Here is a 23,004-nt window from a genome sequence, read left to right as displayed (position 1 = left end):
GGTCACCAGGAGGGCCGGTTCCCGACACGCGTCGGTGAACCGGCCCTCTTCCGGTGTGGAACACGCCGCGCCGGGCGAGGCTTGAACCATGACCGAGCCGATCGCACAGGGCACCAGCACCAGTCACGGGGACACCCACACCCTGCGGTTCGCCCTCTTCCTGCCGTACGCGACGACCCGGGTGTGGGGCGCGGTCGCCACCCCGGTGGGCCTGGGACAGTGGCTCGCCGCCGCCGAGGTCTTCGAGTCGCGGCTCGGCGGCCGGGTCGCCCTGCGCGGAGCCGACATGCCGGGGGTGGCCGCCGGGACCCTCACCGCGTGGGACGGCGAGCGGGTCGCCGAGTACACCTTCACCGGGCACGGCCGTGTCCGGTTCCATCTGGAATCCGTCGGGGCCGAGGCGACCGTGGTGCGCTTCACCCACGAGTTCACCGGCCCCGGTGACCGGCGGCCCGACGCACTGGCCTGCTGGCACGAGCACTTCGAGCTGCTGCACGACGCCCTGGAGGGCCACCCCCGGTTCCCGCCGGACGGAACGGCCGGAGCCGCCGGGAGCACCGCGCGGCGGCAGGAGCTGCGGGCCGCCTACCGGCCGCGCGGCGGCAGGCACTCCTGAGCCGGCGGCTTCTTCGTCTTGTCGGGCCAGGCGAGCTTCACGAACTCCTGGGTCCCCGTCTGCGTCAACTGCACTATGGCCACGGCCTTGTCGTACGGGTTCCCGTAGTTGTCCAGGCAGATCCAGCCGCTCGCGCCGTTCACCCGCAGCGGCCCCTGCAGCTTCGACCAGACCGCGCCGACGTCCTCGATGTCCGGCAGGGCGCTGCTGCCCGCCCTGGCCCTGCGGATCCCGGTCACCGCGGTCGCCATCCCGTCGTACGCGATGATCGCCTGGCCGTCGGCCAGTGAGGCGTTGTCGATGGGGCCGATCGGCCCGACGCCCTTGCCCGAAGCCGCCGCCACCGCGTTGGTGAAGGCCGTGTAGTCTGCCGGGCTGCCGCCGGTCGCGGGCATGTCCGGGTCGGTCGCCTTCGACCAGGCGCCGGGGTGCGCGAGCGCGGCGTACTGGACGATCACCGGCTCCGCGCCCTTCTTGGGCTTCAGCGCCTTCTTGTTGAGCTTGGTGTCGTAGCCGAGGTACGAACCCTCGTCACCGGTGAGGATGGTGAACTTCGTCCGTACGCAGATCCGGTTGCCCAGCGCGTTCACGAACTGCCGCAGCTGGGTGTGGCGCCCGGCGAACAGGATCGTGTTCACCTGGCGGGCCGAGCAGATGGCGTCGGTGATCTGCGCGAAGGTGTTGGCGGTCGAGCCGTCCTCGGACTGGTCGGGCGGCGAGGTGTACACCCGGTCCTCGTACGGCGCGCCCTCCAGCATTCCGTTGAAGGCGGCCCGCAGCGTCTCCGTGTAGTGGTCGCCGGGGTGCGTGTCGCGCACCAGGAGCGTCTTCTTCGGGTCGATGTCCGCGAAGTTCTTCAGCGCGTCGGCCTCGTCCTTGTTGGTCGGCGAGACCCGGGCGAGCCCCGGGAAGGGAATGCCCTTGGCGCTGTTGGAGATGTCGTCGGCCGTGATGGTGGTGCCGATCACCGGGATGTGGCTGCGGGTCAGCTCCTTGACCGCGTCGCGGGTGGCGTCGCTGCTCGTCGCCACGCCGGAGACGGCGCGCAGCTGGTCCGGGGCGCCGGTCATGCCCTTGAGCTTGTTCACCGTCGTGGCCCACTGGCCGCTGCCGACACCGGTGTTGGCGAGGACCAGCCGGATCTTCGGCACCTGGTCGTTGTCGTCGTGGTTGGCGCGGTACTGCTCCACGAACGCGCCCTGCGCCTCGTGCAGCACCTTGTTCGCCATGTCGCTGTCCGTCGATGTCAGCGGCAGCAGCAGCGCCACCGTCGCGTACTGGCCCTTCTTGAGCGTCCTGTTCTCACGGGCGATGGCCTGCGCCACGTCGTGCAGCGCGGGCCGCCCGAAGTCGTAGCCGTCGCCGTTGACACCTATGCACTCGGCCCCCTGCTCGGGGCGGTCGACGCCCTCCGCGCAGTGCAGGTCCGGGGTGTAGATGGCGTACGCGGCGATGCCCGCACCGGCGAGCAGGACCAGGACCACCGCCGAGGTGATGATGCGGCGCAGACCCGTGTACCAGAAGAACTCGCGGAACCTGTTGCTCACGGCGTGACGCCCCCTGGGTCGCTAGCGGTACGGTCCGGGCTCCGCCACTCCCGGACGGCCGCCGGCCAGGTCCTGGAGGCGTGCCAGAGCACTTCGTTGCCGGTCGGGTGCAGCGCCGACAGCTGGGCCAGCTCGTCGCCCAGCTTCTCCGTGAGCCCCTCGTCGGGCAGCGCCAGCAGGTCGGTCAACTGCCAGACGCAGTACAGCAGCCGGCGGATGCGCAGATGCAGCATGCGGTCGGTGCCGGCCGGCGGCTGCTGCTCGGAGTCGGTCCGTCCCAGCGCCACCGCGCGCCGTACGTCGTGCTCCGCGAAGTGCGGCGCTGACGCGATGAAGCGCAGCTCGTCGAGCCAGGCGGCCGCGTCGGCTTCGCGGAAGGTGTCCCGCAGATGCGTGACGGCGTTCTCGGTGCTGCCGAGCGCCAGCTCGTGGTGGAGGCGGCGCGGGGCCAGCTCCGCGCAGTGGTCGCGCATCGTCTCCTGGACCTCGCGCCACAGCTCCGAACCCGACGAGGACTCCCCGGTGGGGTGGCGCAGCCGGTGCAGCAGCAGCGTGCGCAGGAAAGGGTCGCCGACGAAGTGGTCGGGCGCGGCCGGCCAGCACTCGTCGGCCAGCAGATCGCGCATCGGCAGGACGCCGGCCCGGCCGCCGTCGTGGTCGAGCCGGGCGGCCGCGAGCACTTCGGCGTCCGCCGTGCTGTGCGCGGCGGCCAGCACCGCGAGCCGGTCGAGCCTGGCCGGGGGCACCAGCTGCTGGAGCAGCTCGGTCACGGTCGGGCGGCCCGGCTCGTCCTCGCGCAGCGCGACGGGCAGCGAGAGCAGCACGCCCGGGGTGAGGTTCTCGGGGCCGTCGTCGACCGGCACGGTGGGCCCGGTCAGCCGGTCGGCGGCCTGCCCGGCGGCCTTCGTCAGCAGCGCCACCCCGAGCGGGCGCCCGCCGGTCAGCCGGTGGATGGAGCGGGCCAGCAGCGGCGGGGTACGCATCCCCGGGTCCTCGCGGTCGAGCAGCTGGCTCACATGCTCCGGGCCCAGCTCCGTCAGCTGCACGGTGAGCGCGCCCGACGCGACCTCGGTGCCCCGCGTCCAGGGTGTGGAGTGGGTGACCTCGGGCAGCAGGCACCGCTCGGCCGAGTGCAGCGCCGGATGGTCGTCACCGCGCAGCGCGGCGATGAAGACGACCTGGTCCAGCCGGCCCGCCGCCCGGTCGCGCAGCACCGGCTCAAGGAGCCTGCGGCCCAGCGGCGCCTGCACGTTGTCGAGCAGCACCAGCGGTCTGCCGACCCGGCGCAGCCGCCCCATCCCCTGGTAGGCGGCGCGCAGATCGGCGCGGAGCGCCCCCACGAGGTGCCGCTCGGCGAGCGCGCGGGCGTCGCTGTCGCGCTGCCGGTGGAACTGCAGGGCCAGCAGATTCAGCCCGCGCTTGGCGTGGCCGCCGGCGCCCGGGTAGTCCCCGTACCAGTTGGCCGCGGCGCGCTGGCCCCGGTCGAAGAGGTCTTCGAGCAGGGTCTCGACGGTGGTCTCCACGATGACGTCGAGGCCGGGCGGCGCACCCGTCCACAGCGCGGCGAACTTCGCCGTGAGCTTGACGAGCCAGCCCTTGCCCAGGCCCTTGAGTCGCGCCCCCGACTCGACGAGCAGCCCGAGCCGCAGCGCCTCGTCGTGCACCTGCTGGCTGTTGTTCGGGTCCCACCCGGTGGAGGCGATGGCCATCAGACCGGCGGCGAGCCGGGGGAACTCGATGGCTCCGGCGCCCCGCACGGCCGGCCCCAGCTGCTCCCCGAGCACGGAGAGCGCCTCGGTGGCCGGGGACCAGAAGGGGGCGCGCCGGTGGCCGGCCGGGAGCGCCGCGAAGTCCGGGTGCTCGCAGTCGATGAGCGCGACGGGGGTGCGGCCGCGGTAGTTGGTGCGGAGCTGTTTGAGTACGACGGTCTTGCCCATGCCGCGCCCACCGGTGAGGACGGTCACCGGCAGGTCCTCCCGGTGGCCGCCGAACGCCTCGACGGGCGTCTGCTGGAAGCCGTGCGGCGGCAGGCCGATGAGCCGTGGTGCGAGGCCGTGGAGGAGACCGCCCCGTGCGTACAACTCCCTTTCCACAGCACCTCCCACGCCGGTGTGCGCAGATGTCACTGCGTCAACATCAGCTTACCGAGGGTGGGTTGGCAGCGGCATAGGGTTTCGGGTGCCGGGAAGCGGACGGCGCCCCTCACTCCGCGGCGGTGTCCTAGCTGATTTGCTAGCTGATGTCCTTGCCGATGTCCGCGACGGTGTCCTCGCCGATGTCCTCGTTCCAGAGCTCCGGGCTGCGTGCGATGAAGTCCCGCATCAGCCCGGTGCATTCGGCGTCGTCGAGCACGACGACCCGCACCCCGTGCTCCGCCAGCCAGTCGTGGCCGCCGTGGAAGGTGGCGGCCTCACCGACCACCAGCCGGGAGATCCCGAACTGCCGGACCAGACCGCTGCAGTACCAGCAGGGCGAGAGGGTGGTGACCATGGTGGTGCCCCGGTACGACCGCTGCCGCCCCGCGGCGCGGAAGGCGGACGTCTCGGCGTGCGTCGACGGATCGCCGTCCTGGACCCGCCGGTTGTGCCCGCGGCCCAGCAGCGTGCCGTCCGCCCCGTACAGCGCGGCCCCGATCGGGATGCCGCCCTCCGCGAGCCCGGCCCGCGCCTCGGCGACCGCCGTGGCCAGCCACCGCTGCGCCAGCGCGCGGTCCGGGACGCCCTGATCTCCGTGCTGCTCCACCGTGTTCACCTGCTCCGTCCTGTCCGCCCGCTCGTCCCTGCCGGTCCGCCGTGTCCCGCGATCAGGCCGCGCCCTCGCCGCTCTCGCGGCGGCGCAGCTCGTTCTCGCGGCGGCGCAGGTCCGCCTCCCAGTCCTTCAGGAGCGACTCGTCCTTCTTGTCCTCCTCGCGCTTGTTCTCCTCGCGCAGGCTGTCGAGGAACTCCGGATTGTCGTCCGGCGCCGTCCAGGCGGCCCGCCCGCTGCGCTGCCGCCCGGCGGGCGCGCCGGCGGCGCCGCGCCGTGCCCGGCCCGCCACGATCCAGGCGATCGGGCCGACGAGCACCTCGCCGAAGAGCAGGATGACGAGGACCCAGATGACCTTGGGCAGACCGCGGACCTCCTCCTCCGGCGTGTTCAGGCAGTCGATGAACGCGTAGATCCACAGCGCCAGGACCAGCAGGAAGGGCAGATACCTGAGCATGGTCGAACGGTCCCCCCGGGAATGGCTGCGAGACGTCCGCAACGCCCCGATGACGGCCACAGAGTAACGGTCGGGCACCGGCCGCCGCGCCGCTCGCCACCGCGGACCGGTCCTCCGTCCCGCCCGGCACATGGCGGGCTCCGGCTTCACCGCTGGGGATGACAGACTGGACCGCATGGCTTACGACGATCTTCGCTCGCTGCTCAGGGCGCTGGAGCGCGACGGCGACCTCAAGCGCATCAAGGTCGAGGTCGACCCCCACCTGGAGGTCGGGGAGATCGTCGACCGCGTCAACAAGGCGGGCGGCCCGGCCCTGCTCTTCGAGAACGTCAAGGGTGCGTCGATGCCCCTGGCGATGAACGTCTTCGGCACCGACCGGCGGCTGCTCAAGGCCCTCGGCCTCAGCTCGTACGACGAGATCAGCGACCGGATCGGCGGTCTGCTCAAGCCCGAGCTGCCGCAGGGCTTCGTCGGCGTACGGGAAGCCTTCGGCAAGCTGGGCACGATGGTCCACGTACCGCCGAAGAAGGTGAAGCCGGAGGCCGCCCCGGTCCAGGAAGTGGTCCTCACCGGCGACGACGTGGACCTCGACCGGCTCCCGGCGCTCTTCACCTGGCCCGAGGACGGCGGCTCCTTCTTCAACCTCGGGCTCACGCACACCAAGCACCCCGAGACCGGTATCCGCAATCTCGGCCTCTACCGGCTCCAGCGCCACGACAAGCGCACCATCGGGATGCACTGGCAGATCCACAAGGACAGCCGCAACCACTACGCGGTCGCCGCCAGGAAGGGCGAGCGGCTGCCCGTCGCCATCGCCTTCGGCGCGCCGCCCGCCGTGACGTACGCCTCCACGGCCCCGCTCCCCGAGGACATCGACGAGTACCTCTTCGCCGGCTTCGTGCAGGGCAAGCGGATCGAGATGGTGGACTGCAGGACGGTCCCGCTCCAGGTCCCCGCCCAGGCCGAAGTCGTCCTGGAGGGCTGGCTGGAGCCCGGCGAGACGCTGCCGGAGGGCCCCTTCGGCGACCACACCGGCTTCTACACCCCGCAGGAACCGTTCCCCGCACTGACGATCGACTGCGTCACGATGCGCCGCCGTCCGCTGCTCCAGTCGATCGTCGTCGGCCGTCCGCCGACCGAGGACGGCCCGCTGGGCAGGGCGACGGAACGCTTCTTCCTGCCGCTGCTCAAGATCATCATTCCGGACATCGTGGACTACCACCTGCCGGAGTCGGGCGGCTTCCACAACTGCGCGATCGTCTCGATCGACAAGAAGTACCCGAAGCACGCCCAGAAGGTGATGCACGCCGTCTGGGGCGCGCACATGATGTCGCTCACCAAACTGATCGTCGTGGTGGACGCGGACTGCGATGTGCACGATCTGCACGAGGTGTCCTGGCGGGCCCTCGGCAACACGGACTACGCACGTGACCTGACCGTCGCCGAAGGGCCGGTCGACCATCTCGACCACGCCTCCTACCAGCAGTTCTGGGGCGGCAAGGCCGGTATCGACGCCACCAGGAAGTGGCCCGAGGAGGGCTACACCCGGGACGGCGGCTGGCCCGAGATGGTGCGGTCCGACCCTGCTGTCGCCGACCGGGTGACGAAGCGCTGGAAGGAGTACGGCCTGTGAGCGCATCCGCCGCCGCGCTGCCGCAACCGGGCAGGACCAAGGCGTTCCTCCGCCTGGTGATGATCGAGCACTCGGTCTTCGCGCTGCCCTTCGCGTACATCGCCGCACTGACCGCGATGTACCGCCTCGACGGCAACATCCACTGGGGGCGGCTGCTCCTGGTGACGATCGCGATGGTCGGCCTCCGTACCTTCGCGATGGCCTGCAACCGCATCATCGACCGGGAGATCGACGCCCGGAACCCGCGCACCGCCTCCCGCGAACTGGTCACCGGCGCGGTCTCGGTGAGGTCGGCCTGGACGGGCGCGCTGGTCGCGGTCGTCGTCTTCCTCGGTGCGGCGGCGGCGCTGAACCCGCTGTGCCTGGCGCTCGCGCCCATCGCGGTCATCCCGATGGTGGTCTATCCGTACGGGAAGCGCTTCACCAACTTCCCGCACGCGATCCTCGGCCTCGCCCAGGCCATCGGCCCGGTCGGCGCCTGGCTGGCGATCACCGGTCAGTGGTCCTGGGACGCGGTCGTCCTCGGCCTCGCGGTCGGTATCTGGATCGGCGGCTTCGACCTGATCTTCGGCTGCCAGGACGTCCAGGCGGACCGCGCCCATGGAGTGAAGTCGGTGCCGGCCCGCTTCGGTATCCCGGCCGCGCTGTACGGCGCCCGCGCCTGCCACGCCGTGACCACGGCCCTGCTGGTCTGGTACGGGGTGGCGACGGACGCCGGGGCGTTCTTCTGGGCCGGCCTGGTGATCGTCGCGGTGGCCTTCGTCTACGAGCACAACGTCGTGAAGCCGCACGACCTGTCCCGGCTGAACCGGGCCTTCTTCTCGGTGAACGGCTTCATCGGGATTGCCCTGTTCGTGTGCGCTCTGCTCGATCTGCTGGTTCGGGGTCTGACCGTGTGAGTACGGTGCGGCCTATCATCGGGTGCAGGGACAGGGAGGCCGACGTGACGCTTTCGGAGACCGAACACCTGCACTCGCAGCTCATCCGGTTCGAGGACATGTTCCCGGGCTACCGGACGGAGATTGTCGAGGGCAACATCGTGATGAGTCCGGTACGGGCGTTCCACGCCAAGACGATCCGCTTTCTGTGGAACTTCCTGGATCCGCAGCTGACGTCGGACTGGGCCTGGGTCAGCGATGTGAGCTTCCCGTTCTCGGCTGATTTCGAGCTCTGCCCGGATCTGGCGCTCATCCCGGCGGCCGAGGAAGCCAGGAATCTGAGTGTCTACCCAGCAGACCTGGTCGAGCTCGCTGTCGAGGTCGTCTCGCCCAGTAGTGTGCGCAATGACTACGAGATCAAGAACCGGGCGTACGCGGCCCAGGGGATCCGCAACTACCTCATCTTCGACCCGTACAAGGCACACTGCGTGACGCTGTGGAACCCGGGGCCCGAAGGCTACGCGGGCCGCGACACGATCCCGTACGGAAAGATCCTCACGGTGGAGACCGGCCTCGGCCCGCTCACCATCGACACCGGCGCGCTCCCGGTGGACCCCCAGCACACCTGACCTGCCTCCCGTCTCCGGCCGGCCGGGCGGGCCCGGATAGGCTCGGACACGTGGAGCGCGTGAATGTACACAGTCAGCAGCCGCGGCGGCCGTGGATCGTCGGAGTCTCCGGGGCGTCCGGTACGCCCTTCGCGGCGGCCGTGCTCCGCGGGCTGCTCGACGCGGGCGAGGCCGTGGACCTGGTGGTCAGCCGCTCGTCGCGGCTGACCCTGCTCGACGAGACCGGGATCGCCTTCCGTGACGCGCACTGGCGGGAGGACCTGCGGGCCTGGCTGGCCAGGGGCGCGGACGGGAAGCCGGACACCTTCGCGGTGGACCCGGGCCTCTTCGCCGAGGGGACCGGAGCCGTACGGCACTGGGCCGCCGGGGATCTGGCCGCCGGGCCGTCATCCGGTTCGTACCCGGTCAAGGGAATGCTCATCGTCCCGGCGTCCACCGCCTGCGTGGCCGGGGTCGCGCTCGGACTCTCGAAGGACCTGCTCCAGCGGGCGGCGAGCGTGACGCTCAAGGAGCGCCGCCCGCTGGTGGTCGCGGTGCGGGAGACCCCGCTCAACGGCCAGACGCTGCGTCACCTGGTGTCCCTGGACGAGGCGGGCGCCGTGGTGCTGCCCGCCTCTCCGGCGTTCTACGCGGGGGCGACGCACATCCAGGACCTGGTGGACTTCGTCGCGGGCCGGGCGCTCGACGCGGCAGGGGTGCCGCACCGGCTGTACCGCCGCTGGGAGGGAGAGCTCGGTGGCTCCCGCAAGGACGACTGATGCGCTGTGCCGGGCCAGGCCCCGGCGGGCGGTCAGCGCTTCTTGGTGTGCCGCTTCGTACGGCGGGCCGGCGTCGCGGTGGCGAGCCGCTGGTCACGCGAACGGTTGGCCTGGTCCTGCAGCTCACGCATGCGGGCGTAGGCCATCTCGATCGTGTACACGGTGAACATCACTCCTGATGGAAGATTCGCAGGGCGTTTTCCCTGCGCGCCTTAGATTCTAGACGTAAACTCGCGATATTGCTGAATAATGGAAGGCTTCAACAGTATGGACGCGGTGGACAGGCAGCTCATCCAGGCGCTGCGGGAGAACGGCAGGGCCTCCTACGCCGAGCTCGGCCGGCTCGTCGGGCTCTCCGGGCCCAGCGTCACCGACCGCATCAACCGCCTCGAGGCGGCCGGTGTGATCACCGGTTACCGCGCCACCGTCGACGCCAAGTCCCTCGGCCTCGGGGTGACCGCGCTCATCGGTATCTCGCTCTCGGACGCCGCAGACCACGAGGACGTCGCCCACCGGCTCAAGGACCTGGCCGAGATCGAGGACGCCTGGTTCATCGCGGGCGACGACTCGTACATGCTCAAGGTCAGGGTCGACGACGTGGACGGCCTGGAGCGCACGATCCGCCGGCTCAGCGGCACCCGTGGCGTCTCCCGCACCCGCACCACGATCGTGCTCTCCACCAAGTGGGAGAACCGCGTCGGAGAGCTGCCCGAGCCGAGCTGACCCAGGGCCTTTCGAGGCGGCTGCCAGCCGGGTCCCTGAGCCGTGCGGGCGGGGGAGTACGGTTGGCTGGTTGTTTACGTACGCATATGGGAGGCGGCCGCACATGACTGCGTCGATCAACGATGTAGGCCTCAAGCGCGAGATCGAGGCGAAGGTCCGGGCCGGTGAGCGGCTGACCCGCGAGGACGGCGTCGCGCTCTACGAGACGGACGACCTGGCCTGGCTCGGCGGCCTCGCCCACGAGGTGCGTACGCGCAAGAACGGCGACGTTGTCCACTTCAACGTCAACCGGCACCTCAACATGACCAATGTGTGCACCGCCTCGTGCGCCTACTGCTCGTTCCAGCGCAAGCCGGGCGAGAAGGACGCGTACACGATGCGTATCGAGGAGGCCGTCCGCCTCGCCAAGGCGATGGAGGGCGACAACCTCACCGAGCTGCACATCGTCAACGGCCTGCACCCGACGCTGCCGTGGCGGTACTACCCGCGCTCGCTCAGCGCGCTGAAGGAAGCCCTCCCGCAGGTCGCCCTCAAGGCGTTCACCGCGACGGAGATCCACCACTTCGAGACAATCTCCGGGCTCTCCGCTTCGGAGATCCTGGACGAGCTGATCGAGGCCGGCCTCGAATCGCTCACCGGTGGCGGCGCCGAGATCTTCGACTGGGAGGTCCGGCAGCACATCGTCGACCACGCCACCCACTGGGAGGACTGGTCGCGCATCCACCGCCTCGCCCACGAGAAGGGTCTCAAGACCCCGGCGACGATGCTGTACGGCCACATCGAGGAGCCGCGCCACCGCGTGGACCACGTCCTGCGGCTGCGTGAACTCCAGGACGAGACCGGCGGTTTCCAGGTCTTCATCCCGCTGCGCTACCAGCACGACTTCGTGGACATGAAGGACGGCAAGATCCGCAACAAGCTCCAGGCGCGCACCACGATGGCGACCGGCGCCGAGGCGCTGAAGACCTTCGCGGTCTCCCGGCTGCTCTTCGACAACGTCCCGCACGTGAAGGTCTTCTGGCCCATGCACGGCGTCCAGACCTCGCAGCTCGCGCTGCAGCACGGTGCCGACGACATGGACGGCTCGGTGGTCGAGTACAAGATCACCCACGACGCCGACAACTACGGCACGCCGAACAAGCTCGGCCGCGAGGACCTGCTCGAACTCATCCGTGACGCGGGATTCCGCCCGGTCGAGCGCAACACGCAGTACGAGATCGTCCGCGAGTTCGACGGCCCGGACCCGGCCCGCCGCGACGCTCCGCAGCCGATGCGCTTCTGAACCGGTCCGCTCCCTGACCGCTTCGCCTCCTGCTTCGGTGACGCGACGGAACCCCGGCCACGGCCGGGGTTCCGTGCTTTCCTACGCTGGACGCATGAGCCTCACGTTTCAGCTGGACCCGCGGATGGACGCCAGGCTGCGGGACGAAGTGGCCGCGCTCTGGGCGGATGTGTCGAACGCCGGCGGCGCCGTCGGATTCGTCCCGCCGGTCACGTCCGACGATGTCCGCCCGGAACTGATCAAGCACCTGACCGCGATGGCCGAGGGCCGCGTCAGGCTGCTGGCCGGCCGCGACGAGAGCGGTACGGTCGCCGCCACCGCGTTCCTCACGCTCAACACGCACCGTCTGATGCGCCACTGGATCTGGCTCTACACGGTGATGGTCCACCCCTCCCACCAGGGCAAGGGGTACGGCCGTGACCTGATGGCCGCGGCGGCGGACGCCGCCCGCACCCTCGACGGCATCGAGGCGATCCGCCTCACCTGCCGGGGCGGCACCGGGGTGGACCGGTTCTACGAGTCCTGCGGCTACAAGGAAGTGGGCCGGGTGCCGCAAGCGATCCGGGTCGCCCCCGGCGACGACCGCGACGACATCATGATGTACCTGCCGCTTTCCTGACCCCGGCGCGCCGCATCCGTACCCCGGCCGGGGTGATCGCAAGTGGGGCGTGCTTCACTTGTCGGGCAGGGCGAGTGAGCAGAATCCGCCGCTTCAGCGAGCAGGGTCTGCCGGTACGAAGTCCATCGGTTCGAAGAGAGAGGCCCCAGCCGTGTCTGTAGCCAACCCGGGCGCCACGATTCGCTACACCGCGATGCGGATCGTCATCTTCATGGGATCCCTGGTCTTCTGCGCGGTCCTCGTCCACTTCGGCGTCATCCCCAAGGGGCTGGGCGGCTCCAACTTCATCTGGACGATCCTGCTGGCGCTGGTCATCTCCGCGCCGCTCAGCTTCGTGCTGCTGCGCAAGCAGCGCGACAAGATGTCCGAGCAGCTGATCAACAAGGTCGAGCGGACCAAGGCCAAGCTGGAGGCCAACCGTACGCAGGAGGACGGTCTCACCCAGTAGGCAGGCCGCGGCGGGCGCCCCAGCGGCAGCTTCGCAGCCCCACAGCCGTCCGGCCCCACGGCCGTCCCAAGGTGCGGGCAAGCACCGTAAGTTACGTCACACACGCCGGGAACCCCGGGCCGGAGCGAGTCGCTCCAGCACCGGGGTCCCGGCGTTTTCGCGCACTACCGCACCCCTGACCCAAAGAACGGCTTTGAGGCACTCAAAGTTCAAGTGTTAACGTGTTCGACATGAAGACAGCCGTGCGCCCGCACCCCAGGAGCCCTGCGCTCGTGGAGCGCCTGCATGTCGATCTCTGCCGCTGCATGTCCGCGGCCTGTCGCCGCTTCTGATCGGCCTCATGCGGCGGCGCCCCACTTGATAGGCGCCGCGCCCCCGTCCCCCGTGCTCCTTGCCGAGCACACAGCTGCGTCCTCACCGGAGTGTCCCCATGTCCGCAGGTTCCGAGAGTCCTGAGACTCCCGCGAGTTCCGTGCATTCCACCGCGAACTCGACCGACAGCCCCAGCGCCGGTCCCGCGAAGTCCCGAATATCCGACAAGTTCCCGTTCTGGGCCCAGATCATCACCGGTCTGATCCTGGGTGTCCTGCTCGGCTGGCTGGCGCGCAGCCAGGACATCAGCTGGCTCAAGTCCACGCTGGAGCACGTCGGCGGCATCTTCATCCAGCTGCTGAAGTTGGCGGTCGCCCCGCTCGTCTTCTTCGCGATCCTGGTGTCGATCACCAATCTGCGCAAGGTCAACAACGCGGCCCGGCTGGCCACCCGTACGGTCATGTGGTTCATGATCACGTCGCTGATCGCGGTCGTCATCGGCCTCGCGATCGGCCTGATCACCAACCCCGGCGCGGGCACCGGCCTCACGCCGAAGGACGGCAAGGCGCCCGACGGTTCCGGCTCCTGGATCGACTTCCTGACCGGCATCGTGCCGACGGACGTCGTCACGCCGTTCACTCAGCTGAACGTCCTGCAGATCGTCTTCATGGCCGCCGTCGCCGGTATCGCCGCGCTCCAGCTCGGTACGAAGGCGGAGCCGATCCTCAAGATCAGCGAGGCCGTGCTCGAACTGCTCCAGAAGGCCCTGTGGTGGGTCATCCGCCTCGCGCCGCTGGGCACCATCGGTCTGATCGGCTTCGCCATCGCCGACTACGGCTGGGACCTGATCGGCAAGTACGCGACGTTCACCGCCGACATCTACGTCGGCTGCGCGCTGGTGATGTTCGTCGTCTACCCGGTGCTGCTCGCGACGGTCGCCAAGGTCAACCCGCTGCAGTTCTTCAAGGGCGCCTGGCCCGCGATCCAGCTGGCGTTCGTCTCCCGCTCCTCGGTCGGCACCATGCCGGTCACCCAGCGGGTCACCGAGCGGCTCGGTGTGCCGAAGGAGTACGCCTCGTTCGCGGTGCCGTTCGGCTCGACCACCAAGATGGACGGCTGCGCCTCGATCTACCCGGCGATCGCCGCGATCTTCATCGCGCAGATCTTCGACGTGCACCTCGGCATCCAGGACTACGTGCTGATCGCCTTCGTCTCGGTCATCGGCTCGGCGGCCACCGCCGGACTGACCGGCGCGACCGTGATGCTGACGCTGACCCTCTCCACGCTGGGGCTCCCGCTGGAGGGTGTGGGCCTGCTGATGGCGATCGACCCGATCCTGGACATGATGCGCACCGCGACGAACGTCGCCGGCCAGGCGATGATCCCGGTCATCGTCTCGGCACGCGAGAAGATCCTGGACCTGGACGCGTTCAACTCCGCCTCGGCCTCCCCGGTCGACGAGCGCGAGGTGCCCGCCGCCGACGTCGAGGAGAAGCAGTCGGTCCCGGTCGCGGCCTGACCGTTCGCCGCGGCCTGACCGTTCACCGCTGTTGACCGTTCGCCTCTGCTTGATCGATCACTTCACGCCACCCGGCCCCTCTCCCGTACGACGGAGAGGGGCCGGACCCGTACCCTTGCCTGGTGTGGACCAACTGGCTGGAGGGGCTCTGAGGTGAGTGCGGTCAAGGCGGCCAAGGCCAAGCGGATGCCGAGGGCGGTGCGCGAGCAGCAGATGATGGCCGCTGCCGTGCGGACCTTCGGGCAGCGCGGGTACCGGGCCGCCTCGATGGACGAGATCGCCGAACTGGCAGGCGTGTCCAAGCCCCTGGTCTACCTCTACCTGAACTCCAAGGAAGAGCTCTTCACCGCGTGCATCCGCCGCGAGGCCCAGTCGCTGGTGGCGGCGGTACGGGCCGGGGTGGACCCCGCGGACCCCGCGGACCGGCAGCTGTGGCACGGCGTCGGCGCCTTCTTCGAGCACACGGCGGGCCACCCGGACGGCTGGAACATCCTGCACCACCAGGCCCGTACGCACGGGGAGCCGTTCGTCGCCGAAGTCACCGCGATGCGCGACGAGATCACGAGCTTCGTGACGGGCCTGATCGCCGCGGCCGCCCGCGAGGCGCACCGCGACCCGGCGCTGCCGGACGGCGATGTGGCGGGCCTCGCGCAGGCCTTGGTGGGTGCGGCGGAATCCCTCGCCGGATGGGCGAACGGGATGCCCGGAGTCTCGGCCAAGGAGGCCGCGTCGACGCTGATGAACTTCGCCTGGTCGGGCCTGGAGAACCTTATGAACGGGGAGCGCTGGGCGCCGTCACCGCGCCCGTGAGGTGAATCCGCTCCGCCCCGTCGGACCCCTGGCTCAGCACCTGGAAGGCACCCGCTCCGGCGGCGTACGTCACGGTCCCCGGCAGCAGTACGGGCGCCCTGAACTCGATACGTACGTGGACGTCTTCGGGTACCTCGGCGGCGGCCAGGCACCGGGCGGCGGTCCACATGCCGTGCGCGATGGCGCGCGGGAAGCCGAAGAGCTTCGCGGTGAGGGGGTGGAGGTGGATCGGGTTGCGGTCACCGGAGGCGGCACCGTAACGACGCCCCAGACCGGCGGGGAGCTCCCAGGTGGCGGTGGTGGCCGGGGTGACGGGGATGACGGGGGCGACGTCGTGGTGCGTACGGTCCGCAGCACCGCCCGGCACGGGGTGCCGGGCCAGATACGTACTCCGGGACTCCCAGACCAGCTCACCCGCGACTCTGCCCTCGGTCACCATGACGACTTCGGTGCCGCGCCGGTGTGGTCTCAACCGGTCCGCGTAGACGGTCAGTTCAGGCGCATCGCTGGGATGCAGGGCCCGCCGCCGGGTGATCTCGATACCGGTATGGACGAGCCCGAGAACCGGCAGCGGGAAGGCGCGCGCCGTCATCAGCCGCATGGCCGACGGAAAGCCGAGAACATGCGGATACGTGAGCGGGAGCGGGCCACCCTGCTCGAAGCCGCAGACCCGGGCGTACGAGGCGAGACGCCCGGGATCGATACGCATCCGGTCCCGCACCAGCCGGGTCGCGGGCAGCGTCGCCCCGGCCGGCACTGCCCGCTTGAACGGCGAGGTCACGGCACCGCGCACCATGGAGGGCAGCAGGCCGGGGGAGTGCGTGCGGCGGTCACTCATGGTCCAGGCTCCGTGATCCGTACGGTATTTACTCCTGGGTAAGGTTACCTGGGGGTCAGCTTCTGGTCGAGGTGGCTGGGCCACCGCGGCTGCGCGGCCCGTACGCCCCGTTCCGCGGAGATGAGGTCGAGCCCGGCACGGGTGGCCATGCCCGGTTCCTCCCGGCCGAGGCCGGCCAGCTCGGAGGCACCGCGAGCCTGCATTGGTCCAAGTGCGCCCGGGCTGTGGGGTGTTAGCCTGACCGGCCGATCAGGGGGTTGGCGGGGCAAGGGGGATGCACCATGGCACGACCGGACGAACCGGCGGGGGAAACGCCGGAGCAGCTGAACAAGCGCGCAGCCGATCTGCGCGCCTGTGCGCGCAAGGCTCGTACGCTGGCCAAGAAGCTCGGGCCTCATCTCGACGGGGCGGCGAAGAAGGCCCAGCAGACCGATCCTCCGCTCTGGCGAGGGCCGTTCGCCACGCAATCGACGCGGCAGATCGCGAATCGCAAGAGCACGCTGGGGCAGATGGCGTCCGCGCTCATGCACGATGCGGGCCGCTGGGACACCGAGGCGGACCGGCTCGACGACGAGGCGAAGGCGGGCTCGGCCAAACGGAAGACGGGACCGGGGCATTGACCGAATTCCGTGGCTTCGACAGCGCAGAGATACGCGCCCTCGCCGGCAGTCTGCGCAAACTGGGCAGCGATGCACGTGGATTGCACCGGGACCTGGCCTTCGTCCTCACTGAGGCGACCCAGCTCATGAAGGGCAAACCGGCTACCACCGACCCGCTCCTGCAGCCCCTGGTCGGTCAGGTCTTCTTCATGCCGTCGCTGTTCGGCGGCCCCGCGCAGATGCCCGGAGTGCTGGACGACGAACTGGGCAATATGGCCGGTTCGATGGACCGCCGCAGCAAGCAGCTCGACGAGTGCGAGATGCTCATCGACCACGGCTACGCGGTCGACCCGGCTCTCCTTTTCGCAGACGAGGCCCCTGCCGACGAGCAGCACATCAAAGACGCGCTGAAGCAGATCAAGGAACTCGACGGCAAGGACTTCGGCACCAACGGGAACCGAGACGATCTGAAGAAGGTCGAGAGCATGCTGGAGGGGATGACGTCCGCCGAACTGGACGCCTTCTTCGACCGTGTTCCCGAGGCCGATCTGAAGCGCTACAACGACCTGATCAACAACACGGACGACAGCGGCTGGAAGTGGTGGGACGAGAACGGTCTGCCTGAGGGCGAGCGCCGTGACCATCTCAGCAGGATCCTGGCGAAGCTCGGCCCCGCTCACTGGGCCAAGGCCCAGGCGGCTTTTCCGGGAATGCAGCCGGGGTTCGACACGACGGACGCTTATCTGGACGGCAAGAATTCCCAGTCCGGAGCGGACGCCAAGGGAATGCACTGGGGCATTCCGTCCGACCCTCTGTTCGCCCCTGGCTCCAACGGGCAGGACATCAACGCCGCAGACATCAACCAGGGCCGGTTCGGGGATTGCTGGTACATCGCATCACTCACGTCGACGGCCCAGGTGAACCCGCAGTTCATCCGTGACGGGATCAGACAGAATCCCAACGGCACCGTCAACGTCCGCATCTGGGACAAGGACGGTAACCAGCGGTGGGTCACCGTCACCCCGGACGTACCGCTGGACAAGGACGGCACCCCTATGACCGCCCATGCCAAGGGAGCCATGTGGCCCGCCTACTACGAGAAGGCATTCGCTCTCGTCTATGGCGGCGACGACGGCGGCGCACCGGACGGTCATGAGGGTGACAAGCGCTACGACCGCACGGAGCACGGGACGTACGGGGCGATCGAGTGGGACTACAACGAGAAGGCCCCTCCCTATGTCACCGGTCATGATTCCAAGGGCATCGACAACAGTGTGGATTCGGTGCGGACGAGTTTCGAGTCGGGGCACCCGGTGATTGTCAGCACGGGCAGCGGGGACGATGTGAACAAGAAGGGCCAGGACACATGGGGAACCACGTTCTCCACCCGCCACGTCTACTTCGTCAAGGGGTTCGAGAACGGGAACATCGTGCTCGGTAACCCATGGGGCCCGCCCAACAAGGACATCGTGGCCACTCCCGACCAATACAGGGAGTTTTTCGGGAATCCGCAGGCTCTGGAGGTGCCCAAGTCATGAAGGCGGTTCGCATCCTCGCGGCCACCGGCTGTGTGCTGCTCGCCGCGGGCTGTGGCTCGGGCGGGAAGCAGGCCGAACAGCCCCCGTCCCCCAGCGTGTCCGCGACGAGTGCCTCCGCGGCGAGCCCCGCGCCGCCCGCCGACAAGGGCCCGGTGTGCGCCGGTGACTCTGCGGCGAAGGGGTTCCACGTGCTGCGCGGCGGCTTCGTCAAGCTGCCCGGCGGTGCCGGAAATGTGTCGTACAAGGTGGCGAGGTCGGACGGCTCGGCCCGTAGCGCCGTCCTGACCAACGGGACAGGTCTCGGCTCGGCTGAAGCCGGCACCCAGGCCTGGACCGTGAAGCCGGGCCAGGCCGTCACCGTGGGCGGCGCCTCGTTCAGGGTGGCGCAGATCTGCACGTACCGAGTGGTACTCACACCGAAGGGCCAGAAGAACGTGACCGAGTCACCCAAGCCCAGCTCCGAGGCCACGTGGCCGTCTCTGGTCGACGGCCGTTTCCGCCTCAGGTGGCACGTGCCGGACAACGAGTACAGCGGGCAGTACAGCGCGGTGGTGACGGAGATCAACCCGGGCCCGCGCGCCGACATCGGCATCGCGAGCCGCGACGGCGGGGACGCCGCCTACCGGGACGCCCGTGTGGGCGACACCCTCGAATTCGCCGGCCGCCTGTGGAAGGTGGCGGACATCAACGTCGGTGACGGCACCCCCGCCGAGAGCAGCTCGCACTCCGGGTACGTGGACCTCCGGCTCATCGGGCCTGCCGGGGGCTGATGCTACGAAACGGCCCGGCCGCAGGAGGCTGCGGTGGGCCGCGATGGCCTTCCCGAGGAGGCTCCGGTGGGCCGCAGTGGCCCTCCCGAGGGGGCTCGGCGTTTCACTTCCGCCAGAACAGGTGGTGTGTCATCCCGCTCGGGCTGGGCACGACATCGAGGTGGAACCGGTCGAGCAGCTCATCGGGGGACTCCCACAGCCGCAGTCCGGTCCCGAGCTTCACCGGTGCGACCGCCACATGCAGGGTGTCGACGAGGTCGGCGTCGAGGAACTCCCGGATGGTGGTGACCCCGCCGCCGAGCCGGACGTCCTTGCCCTGCGCCGCCTTCCGCGCCTGCTCCAGGACCGTGGCCGGGTCGCCGTCGACGAAGTGGAACGTGGTGTCGGAGAGCGTGAACGAAGGGCGCTCATGGTGCGTCATGACGAACACCGGCGTGTGGAACGGGGGTTCGTCGCCCCACCAGCCGCGCCACTCGTGGTCGGGCCAGGGCCCGCGCTGGGGGCCGAACTTGTTGCGGCCCATGATCTCGGCACCGATGTTGCGTGGGAAGTCGCGCGTGAGGTAGTCGTCCAGGCCCCGGCTCCCCCCGGGGTCGGTACGCATGGGCCAGCTGGCCGTGGCGCCGGCCCAGGCGAACAGCTTCCCGGGATCGACGTGGCCGAAGGGGTGCTCAAGGGTCTGATCCTCGCCGGCGGCGATTCCGTCACTGGAGACGGTGAAGTTCTGCACTCTCAGTAGCTGAGCCATTTCTTCCTTCCATGTTGTCGACAACGGTGGTGCGAGTGAGACTCTCCGGGCCGGCGAAACTCATCGCTCCGTCGTCAGCGACCGGCCAGAAACCGGCCAGAAACCGGCCGGCCGGCCGGCGGAGGCGGACATCCTGGAAACGCAGGCCCTCTTCTCCTACTCCCGCTACGGTCTCCGGGTGACCGAACTCGACACCGACACCCTGCACGCCACCCGCGAGGCGTACGACGCCATCGCCACCACCTACGCGGAGCTGTTCCACGACTCCCTGCGCGACCGTCCTCTGGAGCGCGCCCTCCTGAATGCCTTCGCGGAGCTGGTACGGACGAACGGCGGCGGCGAGGTCGCGGATCTCGGCTGCGGGCCGGGGCACGTCACAGCTCACCTCCGCGAGCTGGGCCTGAACGCCTTCGGAGTCGACGCCTCCCCCGTCATGGTCGAGCTCGCTCGCGAAGCCAGCCCCGGGGTGCGGTTCGAGGTCGGCTCGATGGCCGCGCTGGACATCGAGGACGGCGCCCTCTGCGGGGTGCTCTCGCGGTGGTCCGTCATCCACACACCGCCGCAGGACCTGCCCGCCGTCCTGGCCGAGATTGCCCGCGTCCTGGCCCCCGGCGGGCACCTGCTGATCGAGTTCGCTGCCACTGACGTCTCCCACAACGAGACGCAGGCCTACGACCACACGGTGGCGACGGCCTACCGCTGGTCCCCCGATCGCTTCGCCGAGCTCCTGTGCGATCACGGACTGGCAGAGTCGGCCCGCCTGGTGATCGAGCCGAAGCCCACGGACAAGCGGCAGTTCCAGGAAGTCCAGCTCCTCGCATGCAAGGCGTAGACCGAGGGCCCACTCAGTGAGACGGGGTGCCCTGCGGCGATGTGTCGTGAGTTACGCAACGGGCCGTCAAGTCGCCACTACGCGCCGTGCGTTGTGAGTAAAGAAGTGCGTCGTGGGTCGAGTTTCTTCCTGTGAAGATTGTAATGGTTACAAGAAGGTCACTAGGGTTGCCTCGAACCTTCGCACGATTGATCACCCATCCGGGGTGTCAGTGAAGGCACCGCCGAGTCCGTGATGTGTGCGGAGCCGGGGATTTGCTTCCCCCACAGCCCGGTAGGCGGCTTTGAGGAAGAAGGAGCTCGCCTTCGTGGCGTCCCACCGTCGTCCCAAGCAGCCGAGCCGTGCCCGCGTGACCGTGCTCACCGCGACCGCCGCTGCCGCCGTGGCCCTGACCTCCCAGGCCGCTCAGGCCGATCCCAAGCCGACCAAGAGCGAGGTGAAGGCGAAGGTCGACAAGCTCTACGACGAGGCAGAGGTGGCCACCGAGCAGTACAACGGGGCCAAGGAGCAGCAGCAGAAGCTGGAGAAGCAGACCAGCGCGCTGCAGGACAGGGTGGCGCGCGGTCAGCAGGAGCTCAACACGCTCCGCGCCGACCTCGGTTCGATCGCCGCTTCGCAGTACCGCGACGGGGGCATCGACCCCTCGGTGCAGCTCTTCCTCGCCTCCGACCCGGACACCTTCCTCGACCGGGCCTCCGCGCTCGACCAGTTGACGGCCAGGCAGGCCGAGGCGCTGGCGAAGATCCAGAAGAAGCAGCGGTCCCTCGCGCAGGAGCGCACGGAGGCCCAGGGCAAACTGCACGACCTCGCGGACGTCCGCAAGACGCTGGGTGAGCGGAAGAAGCAGCAGCAGGGCAAGCTCGCCGAGGCGCAGAAAGTACTCAACACGCTGACTGTCGCCGAGCGCGCGAAGATGCGTGACGACGACGTGCGTGCCAGCCGCGACGCGGGTGACCGGGTCGAGCTCGGCCACGAGGCCCCCGCCTCCGCCGTCGGCGCCGCCGCTCTCCAGGCCGCCGCCACCCGGGTGGGAAAGCCGTACGTACGCAGCGCCACCGGCCCCAACTCCTTCGACTGCTCGGGTCTGACCCAGTGGTCCTACGCCCAGGCCGGCGCCCAGATCACCCGCACCACGTACACCCAGATCAACGAGGGCACCCGCATCTCGCGCAGCCAGCTGAAGCCGGGCGACCTGGTGTTCTTCAACAACACCCAGCACGTGGGGCTCTACGCGGGCAACAACACCGTGCTCCACGCCCCGTACCCGGGCGCCTACGTCCGCTACGAGTCGATGAACACCATCGGCAGCTTCCAGGCCGCGGTGCGTATCTGATCAGGCCCTGACGGGCGGCGGGACTGCTCGTTGCTGTTTGATGGCGGTGTTGATGCCGGTGTTGATATGGGGGAGCGGTGCAGCACTTCGTACGGCCTGACGGGGCGCCGCCCGTGAACGGCTACAGCCACGCTGTGGCGTTCACGGGGGCGGTCGTCGCGGTCTCGGGTCAGGTTCCGGTGGACGGTGAAGGCCGTCCGGTGGGTGAGGGCGACGCCGAGGCCCAGGTGCGGCAGGTGTACGCGAACCTGGCCACCGCCCTGGAAGCGGCGGGTTCGAGCCTGGCGCAGGTGGTCAAGCTGACCGTGTTCCTCACCGACCTGCAGGATCTGCCGGCGTTCCGCCGGGTACGCGACGAGCACCAGGATCCGGCGCATCCTCCGGCCTGCTCGCTGGTACAGGTCGCCGGGCTGGTGCATCCCGCCTTCCGGGTCGAGATCGAGGCATGGGCTGTGGCGCCGGCCGTCGGGTGAAGTGAGGCCGGTGACCTGAGGGGGCGCCGGGCGGCGCCCCCTCAGGTCTGTCGTTTCAGGTCGCCTGCCCGGCCAGCCTGTGCAGGGCCCGCACGGCAGATGATCCGGGGTCGGCCGTGATCAGGACGACTTCCTGGTCATCCTCGGGCACGAGCAGGACGTCGCAGTTCAACCGCAGCGGGCCGGCCTCTGGGTGGTCCAGGGTCTTGGTGCGGTGGCCAGGGGCGTGGACCGGACGTGTCTGCCAGATCTGCCGGAACTCCTCGCTTCCGGCATGCAGTTCGGCCAGCAGGGCGGTCACCCGCGGGTCGTGCGGGTAGCGGTCGGCGGCCCGGCGGAGACGTGCCACCACGATGTGCCCGAACTCCTCGGCGCTGGAGCTCTCGTACATCCGGCCCTGGTCCAGGAAGCGGCGCCGGGCCAGGTTCGTCGTCCCACGTGCGAAGTCGCCGCCGAGCAGTGCCTGGGCCAGGGGGTTCCGGGCGATGACGCCGTACGACGCGTCAGTGACAATGGCGGCGGTCTCCGGCAGCCGCTCCAGCATCCGGGCCACGTGCGGGCGTACCCGCCGTACGGCGTTGCTGCCGGGCGGCGCGTCCGTTCCCGCCAGGCGGAACAGGTGGCTGCGCTCGGCAGGTGTGAGTCGCAGGACCTGGGCCAGCGCGTCCAGGATCCGAGGCGATGGCCGCGGCCCCCGGGCCTGCTCCAGCCGCGTGTAGTAGTCGACCGACATGTGGGCGAGCTCCGCCACCTCCTCACGGCGCAGGCCCGGCGTACGGCGGAGCGTGCCCGCCGTCGTCAGCCCGGCCTCGTGCGGACGCAGACCCGCCCGGCGGTCCCGCAGAAAGCGGGCCAGCTCCTGCCGCGCCATGCCACCTCCTGCCGCTTGCCTGGTAC

General features: G+C 69.7%; 25 protein-coding genes. 17 read left to right on the top strand and 8 right to left on the bottom strand.

Going from position 1 to position 23,004, the window contains the following annotated elements; all coding sequences use genetic code 11:
* Positions 1-88: 88 nt before the first annotated feature.
* Entirely contained in the window at positions 89-616 is a 528-nt protein-coding gene (locus OG210_RS11535) for an SRPBCC domain-containing protein (RefSeq protein WP_328329888.1), read from the top strand.
* Here OG210_RS11535 and OG210_RS11530 read toward each other — a convergent pair.
* The 4 genes from OG210_RS11530 to OG210_RS11515 form a co-directional block, all read right to left on the bottom strand.
* Complete coding sequence (locus tag OG210_RS11530) at positions 586-2,163, bottom strand: hypothetical protein (protein WP_328329890.1); 1,578 nt, start codon at positions 2,161-2,163, stop codon at positions 586-588. The genes OG210_RS11535 and OG210_RS11530 overlap by 31 nt on opposite strands.
* On the bottom strand, positions 2,160-4,256 hold the full coding sequence (locus tag OG210_RS11525; RefSeq protein WP_328329892.1) for a hypothetical protein: 2,097 nt from the start codon (positions 4,254-4,256) through the stop codon (positions 2,160-2,162). The genes OG210_RS11530 and OG210_RS11525 overlap by 4 nt, the downstream gene beginning before the upstream one ends.
* Before the next feature lie 139 nt (positions 4,257-4,395).
* Positions 4,396-4,914: a nucleoside deaminase gene (locus OG210_RS11520; protein ID WP_371536170.1), complete on the bottom strand. Its 519-nt coding sequence runs from the start codon at positions 4,912-4,914 to the stop codon at positions 4,396-4,398.
* A gap of 52 nt (positions 4,915-4,966) precedes the next feature.
* Positions 4,967-5,365, bottom strand: a complete 399-nt coding sequence (locus tag OG210_RS11515) for a PLD nuclease N-terminal domain-containing protein (protein ID WP_328329896.1) — start codon at positions 5,363-5,365, stop codon at positions 4,967-4,969.
* Between the two features lie 175 nt (positions 5,366-5,540).
* Between OG210_RS11515 and OG210_RS11510 the strand changes: the two genes are divergently transcribed.
* From OG210_RS11510 to OG210_RS11495, 4 genes are read left to right on the top strand one after another with little or no spacing between them, the layout of a single operon-like run.
* The gene (locus tag OG210_RS11510; RefSeq protein ID WP_328329898.1) at positions 5,541-6,998 is read left to right on the top strand and encodes a menaquinone biosynthesis decarboxylase; all 1,458 of its coding nucleotides are present in this window, start codon (positions 5,541-5,543) and stop codon (positions 6,996-6,998) included.
* Positions 6,995-7,897, top strand: coding sequence for a menaquinone biosynthesis prenyltransferase MqnP (gene mqnP / locus OG210_RS11505; RefSeq protein ID WP_328329900.1), 903 nt, complete (start codon positions 6,995-6,997; stop codon positions 7,895-7,897). Before OG210_RS11510 ends, mqnP begins: the two co-directional genes overlap by 4 nt.
* Positions 7,898-7,941: 44 nt before the next feature.
* Positions 7,942-8,505, top strand: a complete 564-nt coding sequence (locus OG210_RS11500; RefSeq protein WP_328329901.1) for a Uma2 family endonuclease — start codon at positions 7,942-7,944, stop codon at positions 8,503-8,505.
* Between the two features lie 59 nt (positions 8,506-8,564).
* Positions 8,565-9,263: a UbiX family flavin prenyltransferase gene (locus OG210_RS11495; RefSeq protein ID WP_328329903.1), complete on the top strand. Its 699-nt coding sequence runs from the start codon at positions 8,565-8,567 to the stop codon at positions 9,261-9,263.
* A 32-nt stretch (positions 9,264-9,295) separates the two neighbouring features.
* Here the strand turns inward: OG210_RS11495 and OG210_RS11490 are convergent, their stop codons facing one another.
* Positions 9,296-9,433: a hypothetical protein gene (locus OG210_RS11490; protein ID WP_328335721.1), complete on the bottom strand. Its 138-nt coding sequence runs from the start codon at positions 9,431-9,433 to the stop codon at positions 9,296-9,298.
* Positions 9,434-9,530: 97 nt separating this feature from the next.
* On the opposite strand from OG210_RS11490, the gene OG210_RS11485 reads away from it, so the two are divergent.
* The 6 genes from OG210_RS11485 to OG210_RS11460 all read left to right on the top strand — a co-directional run bounded on the left by OG210_RS11485 (position 9,531) and on the right by OG210_RS11460 (position 14,976).
* Complete coding sequence (locus OG210_RS11485; protein ID WP_164259277.1) at positions 9,531-9,986, top strand: Lrp/AsnC family transcriptional regulator; 456 nt, start codon at positions 9,531-9,533, stop codon at positions 9,984-9,986.
* A 103-nt stretch (positions 9,987-10,089) separates the two neighbouring features.
* Complete coding sequence (gene mqnE, locus OG210_RS11480; protein WP_328329905.1) at positions 10,090-11,268, top strand: aminofutalosine synthase MqnE; 1,179 nt, start codon at positions 10,090-10,092, stop codon at positions 11,266-11,268.
* A 94-nt stretch (positions 11,269-11,362) separates the two neighbouring features.
* Positions 11,363-11,887 (top strand): GNAT family N-acetyltransferase, encoded by a 525-nt coding sequence (locus tag OG210_RS11475; protein ID WP_328329906.1) that lies wholly within the window; start codon positions 11,363-11,365, stop codon positions 11,885-11,887.
* A 151-nt stretch (positions 11,888-12,038) separates the two neighbouring features.
* Entirely contained in the window at positions 12,039-12,335 is a 297-nt protein-coding gene (locus OG210_RS11470; RefSeq protein WP_328329908.1) for a DUF4229 domain-containing protein, read from the top strand.
* Positions 12,336-12,864: 529 nt separating this feature from the next.
* Positions 12,865-14,166: a dicarboxylate/amino acid:cation symporter gene (locus tag OG210_RS11465; protein WP_371540255.1), complete on the top strand. Its 1,302-nt coding sequence runs from the start codon at positions 12,865-12,867 to the stop codon at positions 14,164-14,166.
* Positions 14,167-14,352: 186 nt separating this feature from the next.
* Positions 14,353-14,976, top strand: a complete 624-nt coding sequence (locus OG210_RS11460; protein WP_328335565.1) for a TetR/AcrR family transcriptional regulator — start codon at positions 14,353-14,355, stop codon at positions 14,974-14,976.
* Here OG210_RS11460 and OG210_RS11455 read toward each other — a convergent pair.
* Positions 14,936-15,814 carry a MaoC/PaaZ C-terminal domain-containing protein gene (locus OG210_RS11455; RefSeq protein WP_328329912.1) on the bottom strand — a complete coding sequence of 293 codons (879 nt, stop codon included), beginning with the start codon at positions 15,812-15,814 and terminating at the stop codon, positions 14,936-14,938. The two genes, OG210_RS11460 and OG210_RS11455, sit on opposite strands and share 41 nt — an antisense overlap.
* A 281-nt stretch (positions 15,815-16,095) precedes the next feature.
* Here OG210_RS11455 and OG210_RS11450 point away from each other — a divergent pair, with 281 nt between their 5' ends.
* The 3 genes from OG210_RS11450 to OG210_RS11440 are packed head-to-tail and all read left to right on the top strand — an operon-like array spanning position 16,096 to position 18,721.
* Positions 16,096-16,434 (top strand): hypothetical protein, encoded by a 339-nt coding sequence (locus OG210_RS11450; protein ID WP_328329914.1) that lies wholly within the window; start codon positions 16,096-16,098, stop codon positions 16,432-16,434.
* Positions 16,431-17,951, top strand: a complete 1,521-nt coding sequence (locus tag OG210_RS11445; protein WP_328329916.1) for a C2 family cysteine protease — start codon at positions 16,431-16,433, stop codon at positions 17,949-17,951. The genes OG210_RS11450 and OG210_RS11445 overlap by 4 nt, the downstream gene beginning before the upstream one ends.
* Entirely contained in the window at positions 17,948-18,721 is a 774-nt protein-coding gene (locus tag OG210_RS11440; protein ID WP_371536163.1) for a hypothetical protein, read from the top strand. Before OG210_RS11445 ends, OG210_RS11440 begins: the two co-directional genes overlap by 4 nt.
* 103 nt (positions 18,722-18,824) lie before the next feature.
* Here OG210_RS11440 and OG210_RS11435 read toward each other — a convergent pair whose 3' ends face one another.
* The gene (locus tag OG210_RS11435; protein WP_328329920.1) at positions 18,825-19,469 is read right to left on the bottom strand and encodes a dihydrofolate reductase family protein; all 645 of its coding nucleotides are present in this window, start codon (positions 19,467-19,469) and stop codon (positions 18,825-18,827) included.
* A gap of 178 nt (positions 19,470-19,647) precedes the next feature.
* Between OG210_RS11435 and OG210_RS11430 the strand changes: the two genes are divergently transcribed.
* From OG210_RS11430 to OG210_RS11420, 3 genes are all read left to right on the top strand, one after another.
* On the top strand, positions 19,648-20,301 hold the full coding sequence (locus OG210_RS11430) for a class I SAM-dependent methyltransferase (RefSeq protein WP_371536160.1): 654 nt from the start codon (positions 19,648-19,650) through the stop codon (positions 20,299-20,301).
* Positions 20,302-20,608: 307 nt separating this feature from the next.
* Positions 20,609-21,634 carry an NlpC/P60 family protein gene (locus OG210_RS11425; RefSeq protein ID WP_328329923.1) on the top strand — a complete coding sequence of 342 codons (1,026 nt, stop codon included), beginning with the start codon at positions 20,609-20,611 and terminating at the stop codon, positions 21,632-21,634.
* 77 nt (positions 21,635-21,711) lie between these two features.
* Positions 21,712-22,107: a RidA family protein gene (locus OG210_RS11420; RefSeq protein ID WP_328329925.1), complete on the top strand. Its 396-nt coding sequence runs from the start codon at positions 21,712-21,714 to the stop codon at positions 22,105-22,107.
* A 55-nt stretch (positions 22,108-22,162) separates the two neighbouring features.
* On the opposite strand, the gene OG210_RS11415 is transcribed toward OG210_RS11420, so the two are convergent.
* Positions 22,163-22,978, bottom strand: coding sequence for a helix-turn-helix transcriptional regulator (locus OG210_RS11415; protein ID WP_328329927.1), 816 nt, complete (start codon positions 22,976-22,978; stop codon positions 22,163-22,165).
* Positions 22,979-23,004 lie beyond the last annotated feature (26 nt).

Source organism: Streptomyces sp. NBC_00466, assembly GCF_041433995.1.
GTDB lineage: Bacteria > Actinomycetota > Actinomycetes > Streptomycetales > Streptomycetaceae > Streptomyces.
Note: the sequence above shows the minus strand (reverse complement) of the source record. Positions and strands in the feature narration are given on the sequence as shown.

What these genes read in the sequence shown, in the direction of transcription:
- OG210_RS11440 (WP_371536163.1), top strand. Translation starts at nt 17,948, where the DNA reads ATGAAGGCGGTTCGCATCCTCGCGGCCACCGGCTGTGTGCTGCTCGCC.
- OG210_RS11415 (WP_328329927.1), bottom strand. Translation starts at nt 22,978, where the DNA reads ATGGCGCGGCAGGAGCTGGCCCGCTTTCTGCGGGACCGCCGGGCGGGT.
- OG210_RS11535 (WP_328329888.1), top strand. Translation starts at nt 89, where the DNA reads ATGACCGAGCCGATCGCACAGGGCACCAGCACCAGTCACGGGGACACC.
- OG210_RS11515 (WP_328329896.1), bottom strand. Translation starts at nt 5,365, where the DNA reads ATGCTCAGGTATCTGCCCTTCCTGCTGGTCCTGGCGCTGTGGATCTAC.
- OG210_RS11510 (WP_328329898.1), top strand. Translation starts at nt 5,541, where the DNA reads ATGGCTTACGACGATCTTCGCTCGCTGCTCAGGGCGCTGGAGCGCGAC.
- mqnE (WP_328329905.1), top strand. Translation starts at nt 10,090, where the DNA reads ATGACTGCGTCGATCAACGATGTAGGCCTCAAGCGCGAGATCGAGGCG.
- OG210_RS11460 (WP_328335565.1), top strand. Translation starts at nt 14,353, where the DNA reads ATGCCGAGGGCGGTGCGCGAGCAGCAGATGATGGCCGCTGCCGTGCGG.
- OG210_RS11490 (WP_328335721.1), bottom strand. Translation starts at nt 9,433, where the DNA reads ATGTTCACCGTGTACACGATCGAGATGGCCTACGCCCGCATGCGTGAG.
- OG210_RS11485 (WP_164259277.1), top strand. Translation starts at nt 9,531, where the DNA reads ATGGACGCGGTGGACAGGCAGCTCATCCAGGCGCTGCGGGAGAACGGC.
- OG210_RS11455 (WP_328329912.1), bottom strand. Translation starts at nt 15,814, where the DNA reads ATGAGTGACCGCCGCACGCACTCCCCCGGCCTGCTGCCCTCCATGGTG.
- OG210_RS11450 (WP_328329914.1), top strand. Translation starts at nt 16,096, where the DNA reads ATGGCACGACCGGACGAACCGGCGGGGGAAACGCCGGAGCAGCTGAAC.
- OG210_RS11435 (WP_328329920.1), bottom strand. Translation starts at nt 19,469, where the DNA reads ATGGCTCAGCTACTGAGAGTGCAGAACTTCACCGTCTCCAGTGACGGA.
- OG210_RS11475 (WP_328329906.1), top strand. Translation starts at nt 11,363, where the DNA reads ATGAGCCTCACGTTTCAGCTGGACCCGCGGATGGACGCCAGGCTGCGG.